Here is a 12592-nt window from a genome sequence, read left to right as displayed (position 1 = left end):
GCCATGCACCGCGGTGGCTTCTTCGCGGGCATGCCCGCTCCCACAGGTACCGACCCCACAATGGGAGTCAGTTCATTTCTTGCTTGCGGCGCTCGGGTCGTAGACCCGGGTCAGGTTGCCGCCAAGGCGGAAGCTGTCGAACGGCTGCATGCCATGCTTGCGCTGCAGCGTGTCGCCGACGCACTGGTACAGCGCGCACCACGGTTCGAGCCAGGCGTACTTGCTGTCGACCTTGAGGTCTTTCATGTCTTGTTTTTCGCCCGCGCGTTCAGCGAAGTGCTTGGGATCGCGCGCGCCGTACAGCACGCCTTCACCCAGGCGCTGCAGGGCGAAGTTGTTCTCGCTGCGCAGGTCGACGTTGTTGGCCTGGGCAAAGCTGGCGATCATCGCCAGTGGTGGCAGGGCGTAGTTGTGGTAGGCCAGGGCGCGCTGCTTGCGCTTGATCTCGTTGGGCAGGAAACCCTGCTCGTCGACCTGGTTGGCGCCGATCTTGTATTCCTTCACGGCCCAGTCGAACAGGTCGCGACGGTTGGTAGCCACCGAGGTAGCCATGACCGACCAGGCGGCCCAGTAGCTGTGGTTGTTGATCTTCGCCAGTGGCAGGTTGCTCCAGTCGCGCATGGTTTGCTCGGCCAGGCGGGCGAACCATTTTTCGATCAGCTCGGCCTCGGCCTGGTGCGCGGCCAGCGGCTGCGAGTTGGAGAACTTCAGGCGCAGCCACGAACCACTCATGCTGCCCAGCGCCCATTTGCGCATGGACTTGCCAGTGTGGTTGTAGTTGTTGGACATCAGCGCATCGGCACGCGCCCAGGTACCCAACCAGGTCAGGGCGCAGTCGAGTTGCGCCGGGCGGCCGTCGCGCATGTACTGGTTGACCATCTTGGCTACGCCACGCTCCAGGGTGGTGATGTCCTTGGTGGAATCGCGGAAGGCCTGCTCGGAATCCTCGTTGAGGGTTGCCCGGGCACTGTCCGAACCTTCGTACTTGCTGCGGAACTGCAGCGCACCGGTGTACGGCTTGGGCGTGGCTTCGCAGCGGAAGTTACCGTCGCCGGTCTTGAGCTTTTCGATCCCCTCGTAGTACCCCTGTGGGGGAACCAGCGCAGCATGCGCGGCCCCTCCGAACAGGGCCAGCGCGAGCAGGGCGGGGCGGAAGATTCGCTTGAAGGTGGTCATGGGTCGCCTCACTGGCCGGCTTGCGCGGTTTGCGCAGGCCCGGCGAAGTTGTTGCGTTTGCAGAGCTTGGCTTCGACTTTCTGGGTGCCGCTTTCCGGCCCCTGCACCTCGAAGGCCAGCAGGCTCTGGCTGGCCCAGTCCTCGTCTTCGCGCATCTGGAAGACAAAGCGGCCGTCGGTGTCGGAGGTTTCCGGTTTTTCCAGCTTGATGTCCTCGTGGCGGCCGTTGAGGTACCACAGGGTGGCCTGCAACACCTTCACCGACGGGTCCTCGAACTTCACGTCCATTTGCATGTTGCGGTTGATCAGGTCCTTGATCACGCCGCCCTTGCCGTTGACCATCAGTTCGTTCTTGCCGGGCTTGAGGGTGGTGCTGGCGCTCATCAGGGCCGGGCGGTCGTCGCAGCCGTCGTCGAGCAGGCCAAGGATTTGCCGCCAGATGGTTTCCTGGTCCAGGCGGTACAGCGGGGAGAATTCCCAGATCAGGATCTTCGGCGGGTTCTTCTGGAACTCCTCGCTGCCCAGGTACTGGATCATCGAGCCTTCCAGGCCACCACCGGGGAACGCGACGTTGAGCACGTCGGCGCCGATGTACTGTTCGAGGAAGCCCGAGAAGTTGTAGTTCTTGCCACTGTGGCTGGTGCCCACCAGGGTGATCTGCGCGTTGCCACCGTCACCGAACAGGTCGTCGCCACCGCCGCTGGAGCCTTTGGGCTCGGTGGCGAACTGGTCCATGTACTGCACCGCATAGCTGGTGCCGCAGAGCTGGCCGGCGACGTTGTGCAGGGTGCCGGTCTTGCCCATGCGCCCGGATTTCTGGGTTTCGAATTCCTTGCGCGGAATGCCTTCGAAGGCCGGCATGTGGTGCACGGTGTCGGCCACGATTTTTGCTGCGCGCTCGGCACCATACGGCGTCCAGTGCTGGTCGCCGCGGAAGTAGAAATCCTTGCCCTGATCGGCAGCGGCCAGCTGTTCGTTGGTCAGCGGCGACAGGTCGGGCACGTTGTAGCCCATGCTGGCGAAGCGCTTGAGCATGGCCTGGTAGTTGCCCAACGCCTTCTGGTAATCGAAGGCGGCTTTCTCGGCCGGGTTGAGCATGTTGCGGTTCACCAGGCCACGGGTCGGCTGGTACACCACCACCAGTTCCACGCCGCGCTTCTTGAACGCGTCGTGCACCTGCTGCAGGCGCTTGTAGCCGGCCGGGGTGGTGTTGAACTCGGTGCGCAGGTCTTCGCGGGTACGGAACAGCCAGTCCCCCTTGGCCTGCACCAGCGTGGTGAAGTTCTGCTGATAGCGGGTGGTGTAGCGGCTGGCGTCATGCGCTTCGGGGCACAGCTGGCAGCACGGCTCGGCGCTGAAGGTGGGGGCCTTCACGTCATCGGCGCGCACGCCCTGGCTGATCGCCAGAAGGGCGGCGGACAGGCCCAGCAGTTTCATCAGGTGTGGGGTCATGGTCTGGGCTTCCTTAATCGATCATTTCGGTCTGGCGTTCGACCGGGTCGATCAGCACAGCCTTTTGCTGGCGCACCAGCAGGTCGAGGATTTCGTCCTGGCGCTCGCCGAGGATGCCGTTGAGGCTGATACCGCTGGCCTTGCGCGGGGCGAGCATCGACACCTTGTACAGCTCGACCGACAGCGGCGAGTCGATCGACAGCGGGCCGGAGCCGTTGGCCGTGAGCTCACCCCCCACCAGGATCAACGACACCTTGGTATCGAACGGGTCCAGGGCAATGTCGCGGTCGGTGTCGGACAGGTCTTTGATGTGGCCGTACACGCCCACCAGGCCGTTGGCCATGGCGACGTTTTCGTACAGGCGGATGTTCACGCTGTTACGCACGCGGATGCCGTGGCGGCGGTTGTTGATCAGCTTGTTGCCCCAGATCAGGTTGTCGCCGCTTTCGTACAGGGTGATGCCGTCGGTGTGGTTGCGGTAGATCTCGTTGTAGGCGATCAGGTTGTTGACGCTGTTACGGTCGATTACCACGCCCGAGAGCTTGTTGTCGTAGCTCTTGTTGTTGATGATCCAGCTGTCGTTCACCTCACGCGAAACAATGATGCCGTGCTTCTTCTTGGTGCCATGCACGGTATTGCCGGCGATGATCAGGCGGTGCGAGCGGTCGTGCGGGTCGATGCCGTAGACGATGTTGTCGCGGTAGGTGCTGTCCTTGACCACGAAGTCCTGGGTTTCGTAGCAGTAGAAGCCGTACCACATGTCGCTGAACTCCGAGCCGATGATCCAGCCGGTAGGCTCAGGGCGGCCCATGCGCTTGGCCATGTTCGGCGTGTACTGCGAGATGCTCACGCCATACGACTTGGACTTGGCGTAGCCGAAACTGGCCATCTTGGTATTGACGATGTAGGTCTCGGTGCCGCCCCACGACAGCAGGAACGGGCGGAATTCCTTGGGCGAGCGGAAGGTCGCCGGGCCATTGTCCTTTTCGCGCCAGCCGGTCACCTGGGTGTCGGTGACGAACAGCTTGCCGTCGTTGACCAGGAACGAACCGCCCTCCTGGGACAGGCGCAGCTGCTTGACCTTGCCGTCGATCTCGAGGATGCCCTTTTGCCCCACCACGATCGGCAGGCGCGCCAGGTACACGCCCGGCTCGACTTCGCTCAGGTACTGCTTGGGCACCTTCTTGCTCAGCTCCACCAGGTCGACATGGCCGTCGTCGACGAAAATCGCCTGGGGAATGCCGTGCTGGCGCTGCACCCACTCGGCCGCCTTGTTGTCACCACCGACGAACTCCTTGAGGGTGTCCTCCTGGAACATGCGGCGCAGGCTGACCTTGCCCTTGCGGCTACGGTCGATCTTTTTCTGCACGGCCTCGGCGGTGAAACCGGTCAGGTCAGGCAGCTTGGGCGGGTCCATCTGCAGCGGCTCGATCGGCGCGCTGGCCACGGTGTAGGTCTTGGCCTGCTGCAGTTCCTTGGCAATGACCTGAGGTTCTGCGGCGGCGACCAGGCCGCTGGCCAGCAGCAAGGCGCTGGCCAACAGGCTGTGACGTAAGTGCGGGTGAAGGTTCATCAGGTTTCTCCCGGCCTCAGAATCGCCAGATCACGTCGACGAAGGCGCGGTGCATGTACGAATCCGCTTCCTTGCCATAGGCGTCGCCCGGCTTGAACACACCGGCGCGCAGGCGCACCAGGGCGGACGGTTCGTCGATGGCTTGGCTCATCGATGCCGGCAGCAGGCCTTGCTTGAAGTACTTGGTCACGACCACGTCCATTTCCTGGCCAAGATCTTTTTCACCGTCGACCAGCTGGCGGTTGACGCCGTTGTCGTCGACGGTGGCATTGATGCCGCTGGAACCGATGTTCTGGTTGCCGTCGACACGCCAGAACTTGTGGTAGATCAGGCTGGCGTCGTAGTCGTCGCGCAGCTGCCAGGAGGCAAACAGGGTGGCGGCCTGCAGGTTGCCCAGCTCGCCACGGAACGCTTCGCCGAAGCGGTGCACGCGCGAGCGGGTGCCGGTGAAGTTGGAGCGGTTGCTCTCAAGGCCGGTCTGCTCGAAGTTGTTCGAACCGTCGTCGCCACCGCCGCCGCTGCCACGGGCGTAGGCCGCGCCGACCTGCCATTGCGGGTCCAGGCGCAGGCGAATGCCGAGGTCGGTGGCCCAGGCATTGACGTCGCCGCTCTGCTTGCCGGTGGCAACCTGGTCGTCGCCGACGGCCTGGCTGCTGAGGGTGTCACGGTCACCGGTCAGCCAGGTGACGCTGCCCCAGTAGTTGACGGTGTGGTCGTTGCGCCAGTTGTAGGCGTCGCTGTTGGCTTCCAGGCCCAGCCAGGTCAGGTCGCCGGTGCGGGTCTTGTCCAGTGCGTCGACGGTTTCACCCGGGTTTTTCAGGCTGCCGCTGTCGTGGGTGTGATGGGCGCGCACGCCTACCCAGTGGCCAGGGGTCCACTGGGTGGCGACGTTGCCGTAGATGTGCGTGCGGTCCTTGTCTTGCGGGGCCAGCTCGGTGAGGTCGGTGCGGTATTCGCTGAAGCGCTGGGCCACGCCCAGGTCGGCCTTGAGCAGGGTGGTGTCGAAGGTCCAGTTCAGCGCTTCGATGTTGGTGTCGCGCCACATGCCGTCGTCGCTGCGCAGGCGCTGGCGGCCGAGGCGCAGTTGCTCGCCGGGGTAAGCGGTGAGGCCGCTGTAGCCAACCCAGAACTCGCGCATGGCCAGGTAGCTTTTGTCGGGCTGGCGGCTGTCGTCACCGGTGTCGGTGGTGGTGCCGTCGTCGTTCTGGCGCAAGGTGTCGGTTTCGATGGTGTCGGTGGCGGCGACGGCCTGGCCCATGGCGTAGGCACTCCAGTTGCCGCGTTCGCCGTACACCCACGGGCGCAGGTCCAGGCCCAGGCCGTTGACGTCGCCGCCAGGGCGGGTGCCCAGGTCGCGGTCGTCTTCCGACTGGCCCGTGATTTTCACATCCAGGCCAAAGTTCTTTTCAGCAGTCATTTCCGCCAGGGTCGGGCAGGACCACAGCAGGGCGAAGCTCAGGCCGATGCCAGCTTTCACGAAGGGATTGAGCGTCATAGCGAGTCCTCACCGTCTACTTCTTTTTCGTCGTCTTGCAGGGCTTCCAGGGCCAACGTGCTGTTCGCGCCCTGGGCCATGCTGCCGCGCGCCTGCTTCTCTTGCGCCAGCAGTTGCTGGGCCTGGCTGCGCTGGTCTGGCGTGAGTTGCTGGTCGAGTTGTTGCAGCAGTTCGCTCGATTGCGGGGTCGGGTTGACCTGCGACAGCTGGGCGAATACCCAGGCATTACCCGGTTGCGGGCGGATGCCGTGGCCTTCGCTGAACAGTTGGGCCAGGGCGTAGTCGGCGCTGTTCTGCCCGCCACGGGCGGCGGCGAGCAGGTGGTCGACGGCCTTCTGCGGCTCGACGTTGCCCAGGTAGCCGCGGCGGTACAGCTGGCCCAGGTAGTAATGGGCGCTGATCTCGCCTGCGTCGGCGGCGGCTTGCAGGTGCTGCTCGGCCTTTTTGGCGTCGGCTGGCAGGGTCTTGCCTTCGTAGTACAGGCGGCCCAGCAGCAATTCGGCACGAGGCTGTTCAGCTTCGCGGCCCTTGTCGATGTAGGCCATCAGCTGGTCGGTGTCGCCCAGCTCGGGGAAGTCGTAGACCAGCTGTGCCAGGCTGACCCATGAGGCCGGGTTGGCCGGGGCGACCTGTTCGAGCAGGTCCTTGGCGGTTTTCTCGTCGGTCTGGCCGAGGCTGCGGTCAGCCAGCACGCGGGCGACGCTGTCGACCCGGGTGGCCGGCACCGCGCCACGGGCATAGGCGGCTTTCAGCTGGCCGAGCAGGGCGGCTTGCTGGTCGGCCTGGCCACGCTTCTGGTACACCGTGGCCAGTTCGACGTAGCAGATGTCGGTGCTGTTGAGGGCGGCCTTGCAGATTGTCTCCACCTCGCCCAGGTGCTGATCGTAGGTGCCTTGGGTGCGGTACAGCAGCACCTGGGCCAGGCCCGCTTCCGGGTTGCCGGCGGCGCGCCATTGGTCGATCTGCTGTTGGGCATTGACCTTGGGGAAGCTCTGCGGGTAGCTGAGGTAGAGCATCGCCAGCGGGATCAGGGTATTGCTTTCGCCTTGACGGGCGGCCTGCTTGAGCAGGGTTTCGGCTTCTTCGCGCTCGGCCTGGGTGCTGTCGGGCTTGGCCACCAGCAGGCGACCAAGGCGTGCCTGGGCGCGGGGCGACGTGGCCGCTGCGGCGCGGTAGGTGGCCTCGGCTTCGTTGATTTGCGACGGGTCGCGGGTGGCCACCTTGATGTCGGCCAGGCCCACTTGCGCTTCGCTGTAGCCCAGGTCGGCCAGGGCCTTGTAGTTGCGCTCGGCCAGGGCTGTGTCACCACGCTTCAGGGCTTCGTTGGCCAGGCGCTGGTCGGGCAGGCCGGCACAGCCGGCCAAGGCGATGGCCATGGCCAGACCACACAAACCAAGGTTCACACGGACCCTGTGGGAGCGGGCAAGCCCGCGAACTGGCATGGCCGACGATGCTGCCCATGCTGGCCTCTTCGCGGGCATGCCCGCTCCCACAGGATAGGTGTTGGTATCAGAGATCATCGTCCGATCCTCTTACAGCCCACGGGCCACGGCTTTGTCGATCAGCCAGTTCAGCGATGGGCCACGGTCGCTGTTGACCGCAGCCGGGCGGCCGGCCAGTTCGGCGGGCAGGCCGTCGTCAGGCTTGATCTGCACGCGAATGTCGGAAGCCAGGTCGTCGCTGTTGAGGCTGGCGCTGCTGACGATCTGGCCGGTGCGCACTTCGTCTTCGCCGGCCACCTGGAAGTTGACCCGGGTGCCTGGCTTGACCTCGTCGAACTGGCGGTAGCTGAAGCGCGCCTCGACCATCGGCGTGGTGGTGCGCGGGATCAGCTGGAAGATGGCCTGGCCCTTGGCGGCATACTGGCCGTCGTCCACCAGCTGCCGGGCGACCACGCAATCGCAGGGGCTGGTCAGGGTGCCGGACAGCTGCTTGCCGAACAGTTCCTCGATCTTCGCCGGTTCCAGCTGCGCGTCATCCAGGCTGCCTTTGAGCATGTCCAGCATGCTGGTGGTGAAGCTGGCCAGTGGTGCGCCCTTGGCAATTTGCCCGCCACCTTCGACCAGGCTGCTCACGGTGCCGTCGCGCGGCATGGTAATGGTGGTGGTCGGCACTGCGACCACACCGGCTTCGGCATGGCTGACGAAGTACATGCCGTACAGCGATTTGGCGACAAAGCCGAAAGCAGCGACGCCGACCACGAACACGCCCAGGGTGACGGTAACGGCCTTTAGCCGGCCGAAGGCGGTCAGGCCAGAGCCGCCGTCCTTTTGCTTGCGCGCCTTGGTGAAGTTGTCACGTTGCAGGGTGCTGAGCACGTCGCCGATGCTGATCAGCTCACCCGACAGGTGGCTGGTGATGATGTGCCGCAGTGTGGCGATGTCGCGGGGTTCGAGGTTCTGGAACTGCGCGCCGGTACGGCCGCTGTCCGGGTTGTACGAGCGCACCTGGAACTCGATGTCGATCGACAGGCCCAGGTTGTCGACCACGAACTGCAGGCGCCCGCGCAGTACATCGCCCACCGACAGTGGCTGCTTGGTGTGGAAGCTCAGGCCACCGGCAGAAAGGTCGTCGACCTTCACTTCGTGGGTCTGGCGCTGGGCGTCCAGGAACCGCAGCTTGGCGGGAATGCGCACCCGGGCGTGTTGGCGCTGGGCTTCGGACTCATGCACGACATTGACGTTCACGGCGGTATTCATGGGGTTTGTTCCTGTTAGATCCGATCCGGGTTGGGCTCACACGACCATGAACAGCACAGCAACGAAGATGCTGGCAGCCGAGAAGGTCATGGTCCGCGAGGACCAGGTGTTGAACCATTGTTGAAAGCTGGCGAGGTCACGCTTGAGGGCAGTGGGCTGACGCGTCCACGACTGCTTGTCGAGGCGGAAGAACACGTAGATCTTCATCAGCGCGCCGATGATCTGGTTGTAATAGAGAATCAGCGGGTAGGCCGGGCCGACGTTGTGGCCGCTGCACAGCAGCATGACGGTGAGGATCAGGCGGGTGATGCCGATCCACAGCAGGTACACCAGCAGGAAGGCCAGGCCGAACTTGAGGCTGGCGATTACCGCCACGGTCAGCCCCAGCAGGCTGGTCCACATCGACACGCGCTGGTCGAACAGCACGATGCTGGTGAACAGCCCGAGGCGGCCAAGGCCCAGGCCCAGTGCACGGGAGTTCTGCCGCAGGTTGTTGCCGTACCAGCGGTACATCAGCTTGCGGCTCGCCTTGAAGAAGCTCTTTTCCGGCGGGTGCTCAACCGTGTTGATGGCGGCGTCCGGCACGTAGAAGGTGTCGTAGCCCAGGCGCATCAGGCTGAACCAGCTGGACTTGTCGTCACCGGTGAGGAACTTGAAGCGGCCCAGGCGCCAGTGCATCAGCGAGTCGCTTTCGACGTCGGCGATGAACTCGGGGTTGGTCACCACGCTTGCGCGGAACATCGACATGCGCCCGGTCATGGTCAGCACGCGCTTGCTCAGGGCCATGGAGCACATGTTGATGTGGCGCTGGGCGAAGCGCAGCTTGTGCCACTCGCTCATGATGTAGCCGCCACGCACTTCGCAGAATTCGTTGGTGGTCAGGCCGCCCACGTTGGGGAACAGCTTGAACCACGGCACGGTCTTGCGTACCACGCCATCGGCCAGCACGGTGTCACCGTCGATCACCGCCACCACGGCGTTTTCGTCCGGCAGCATGCGCGAGATGGCGCGGAAGCCGTAGGCCAGGCCATCACGCTTGCCGGTACCGGCAATGCGCACGATGTCCAGCTTCACATGGGCCGGCGGGTTGTACTTGGCCCACAGGCTCTTCACCAGCAGTTCATCGGACATTTCCACCAGCGAGCAGACCACGGTGGTGGGGAAACCACAGTTGATCGCCTCGCGGATCACCGAGCTGTACACCTGGGCGGTGGTCAGCGCTTCGATGCGGAAACTGGTCACCATCAGGTACACATGCGACGGGGCGGTGGCATCGCCCATCTTCTGCACCTTGCGGCGCAGGTACGGGTAGACGATGTATAGGAAAATCATGCCGCGGATGAAATGGGTGGCGCCCATGGAATAGCGCCAGATGCCGACTGCGCCGACCAGGAAGATGAAGTGCTTCGACTGCGAGTCGAAGATATCGGCTGGCAGGGCCAGGGCGATCAGCATGAGCAGGCTCATGTAGAGCAGCCACCCGGCGCACTGCAACAGCACGGTCTGGAGCCTTTGCATGTTCAGCATCCGTCGAGAATTCGGGGGAGGGTGGGCAGCGCAAGTGGGGAGGCTTGCGCTGCCCGGCCAGACACTTACCAGCAGATGCCTTCAGTGCGGCTGGTGGTGCAGGTCGGTTTGCTCATGAAACCGACCAGGTCGATCACCTGCTTGCCGGCTGGCGCTTGTTGGGCCAGCGCACGGAACTGCTCGTCGCGGTTGCCGAGCACGATGATGTCGGCGTTGTCGATCACCTGCTGGAAGTCGGCGTTGAGCAGCGACGACACATGCGGGATCTTCGATTCGATGTAGTCCTTGTTGGCGCCGTGTACACGGGCGTACTGGACGTTCTCGTCGTAGATGTCCAGCTGGTAGCCCTTGCCGATCAGGCGCTCGGCCAGCTCTACCAGTGGGCTTTCGCGCAGGTCGTCGGTACCGGCCTTGAAACTCAGGCCCAGCAGGGCGACCTTGCGCTTGTCGTGGGCTTCGATCAGCTCGAAGGCGTTCTGCACCTGCGATTCGTTGCTGCGCATCAGCGAGTCGAGCAGCGGTGCGCGTACATCGAGGCTGGAGGCACGGTAGGTGAGGGCGCGCACGTCCTTGGGCAGGCACGAGCCGCCGAAGGCGAAACCAGGGCGCATGTAGTACTGGGACAGGTTCAACACGGTGTCCTGGCAGACCACGTCCATCACTTCGCGGCCATCGACGCCCACGGCCTTGGCGATGTTGCCGATCTCGTTGGCGAAGGTGACCTTGGTGGCGTGCCACACGTTGCAGGTGTACTTGATCATCTCGGCCACTTCGATCGGCTTGCGGATGACCGGGGCGTCGAGTTCTTCGTAGAGGGCTTGCAGGATGTCGCCGCTGGCGCTGTCCAGTTCGCCGATGACGGTCATCGGTGGCTGGTCGTAGTCCTTGATCGCGGTGCTTTCACGCAAGAATTCCGGGTTGACCGCCACGCCGAAGTCGACGCCGGCTTTTTTGCCCGAGCAGTCCTCGAGGATCGGGATGACCACGTTCTTGACGGTGCCAGGCAGCACGGTGCTGCGCACCACGATGGTGTGGCGGCGGGTGGTGTCACGCAGTACGTAACCGATTTCGCGGCACACCGACTCGATGTACTCAAGGCCCAGGTCGCCGTTTTTCTTGCTGGGCGTACCCACGCAGATCATCGATACGTCGCTGGCACGGATGGCTTCGGCGAAGTCGGTGGTACCGCGCAGGCGGCCATTGGCGATGCCCTGTTGCAGCAGTGCTTCCAGGCCAGGTTCGACGATGGGCGACTTGCCCTGGTTGATCAGGTCGATCTTGGTGCTGGACACGTCCACACCGATCACTTCATGGCCACGCGCCGTCAGGCAACCTGCACAGACTGCACCCACATAACCCAAACCAAAGATGCTGATACGCATCGCTATCACCTCATGTGTTTATCACGCCGACGCTTACCAGAAGTGCCGGCCGGGTTGATTAACAGCAGTTTTCGGGCGCACGGATCCATGGCGAATGCACACTTCGCCGAGCGCAGGCAAAACAAATTCGGAGCGCAAAAAGTTATGCACTCAAAGTTGGCAGTAAAAAGCCATCTATTAAAAAACGTGCCCTGAAATGCAGCCGTCTTTATTGCAATACGCTACTTGGCGCGTTGCTGTGCTTGTTTTTTCAAGTGGAAAAATCCTTTGAAATCAACCACTAGGACGAATTGTGAAGGGCGAGTCTCTCCTGCGTGTACAGGCGTTTCGGGGGTTCCGGTCATGCCTGTCTTAATTATCAAGGCGGGTAGTGGATACCTGCCGTTGTCATCTGTAAGTCATCTCTCACAGCCCGCAGGCAGGAAATTCGTTACGGCACTATGAGCGATTCGTCGTAGGAGAAGTTCCTGAGCCGGTTTCGGCCGGATGAAAGATTTCTAAATATTTATTCAGTTGTTGGCAGTTTCAATTTGATAGCACGCGGGGGTGATACCCCTGTGTACCAAGGGTGAAACTGTTGCGAGATGTTTTTATGCCAGTATCAGAAAATTTTTTTCAAAATTCGTCAAAAAAGGTATGAACGGTCTTATGACGGTTGGCGATAACGACCGGCATGAAGAAATTTTGGCGCCGGTTTCTTGGCGTAATGGAGGTTTGCAGTGTGCCCTGTTGCAGGGCAGGAGGCTGTATCCGGGCTGCTGGCCTCTTCGCGGCTAAAGCCGCTCCCACAGGTTCAAAGTGAATCCGAAGCCAGAGCAGTACCTGTGGGAGCGGGCATGCCCGCGAAGAATCCAACGCGGTGCATGGCACCGGCTTTGCCGGTGTTCGCGGGCAAGCCCGCTCCCACAGGGATTCGCGCCAGCTTTTAGAAATTGAGCAAGACAGTTGCTCCCACAGGTTCAAAGCGAACCCGAAGCCAGTGCAGTATCTGTGGGAGCGGGCATGCCCGCGAAACAGGCAACGCGGTGGATGGCACCGGCTTTGCCGGTGTTCGCGGGCAAGCCCGCTCCCACAGAGATTGCGCGAGCTTGAAGATTTTGGATAAGACAGTTGCTCCCACAGGTTCAAGGTGAACCCGAAGCCGGTGCAGTACCTGTGGGAGCGGGCGCGCCCGCGAAGAAGACAACGCTGTGGATGGCACCGGCTTTGCCGGTGTTCGCGGGCAAGCCCGCTCCCACAGAGATTGCGCGAGCTTGAAGATTTTGGATAAGACAGTTGCTCCCACAGGT

8 protein-coding genes are annotated in these 12592 nt (G+C 62.9%); all 8 read right to left on the bottom strand.

Annotated features, from left to right (window positions below; genetic code table 11):
* Positions 1-72: 72 nt before the first annotated feature.
* The 8 genes from ACIQUI_RS10340 to ACIQUI_RS10305 all read right to left on the bottom strand — a co-directional run bounded on the left by ACIQUI_RS10340 (position 73) and on the right by ACIQUI_RS10305 (position 11303).
* A complete protein-coding gene (locus ACIQUI_RS10340; protein WP_403197844.1) occupies positions 73-1176 on the bottom strand; it encodes a mannuronate-specific alginate lyase in 1104 nt (367 codons plus the stop codon).
* 8 nt (positions 1177-1184) lie between these two features.
* Complete coding sequence (locus ACIQUI_RS10335) at positions 1185-2627, bottom strand: alginate O-acetyltransferase (RefSeq protein WP_403197842.1); 1443 nt, start codon at positions 2625-2627, stop codon at positions 1185-1187.
* A gap of 13 nt (positions 2628-2640) precedes the next feature.
* Entirely contained in the window at positions 2641-4200 is a 1560-nt protein-coding gene (gene algG, locus ACIQUI_RS10330; RefSeq protein ID WP_391127562.1) for a mannuronan 5-epimerase AlgG, read from the bottom strand.
* A gap of 16 nt (positions 4201-4216) precedes the next feature.
* Entirely contained in the window at positions 4217-5695 is a 1479-nt protein-coding gene (locus ACIQUI_RS10325) for an alginate export family protein (RefSeq protein ID WP_403197838.1), read from the bottom strand.
* Positions 5692-7137 (bottom strand): alginate biosynthesis TPR repeat lipoprotein AlgK, encoded by a 1446-nt coding sequence (gene algK / locus ACIQUI_RS10320; protein ID WP_403197835.1) that lies wholly within the window; start codon positions 7135-7137, stop codon positions 5692-5694. The genes ACIQUI_RS10325 and algK overlap by 4 nt, the downstream gene beginning before the upstream one ends.
* 90 nt (positions 7138-7227) lie before the next feature.
* Positions 7228-8394 (bottom strand): PilZ domain-containing protein, encoded by a 1167-nt coding sequence (locus ACIQUI_RS10315; RefSeq protein WP_403197832.1) that lies wholly within the window; start codon positions 8392-8394, stop codon positions 7228-7230.
* A 36-nt stretch (positions 8395-8430) separates the two neighbouring features.
* Positions 8431-9912: a glycosyltransferase family 2 protein gene (locus tag ACIQUI_RS10310; RefSeq protein ID WP_105945717.1), complete on the bottom strand. Its 1482-nt coding sequence runs from the start codon at positions 9910-9912 to the stop codon at positions 8431-8433.
* 74 nt (positions 9913-9986) lie between these two features.
* Positions 9987-11303, bottom strand: a complete 1317-nt coding sequence (locus ACIQUI_RS10305; protein ID WP_403197830.1) for a nucleotide sugar dehydrogenase — start codon at positions 11301-11303, stop codon at positions 9987-9989.
* Between the last annotated feature and the right edge of the window lie 1289 nt (positions 11304-12592).

Source organism: Pseudomonas sp. NPDC090592 (assembly GCF_044769185.1).
In the GTDB taxonomy this organism is placed as follows: domain Bacteria; phylum Pseudomonadota; class Gammaproteobacteria; order Pseudomonadales; family Pseudomonadaceae; genus Aquipseudomonas.
Note: the sequence above shows the minus strand (reverse complement) of the source record. Positions and strands in the feature narration are given on the sequence as shown.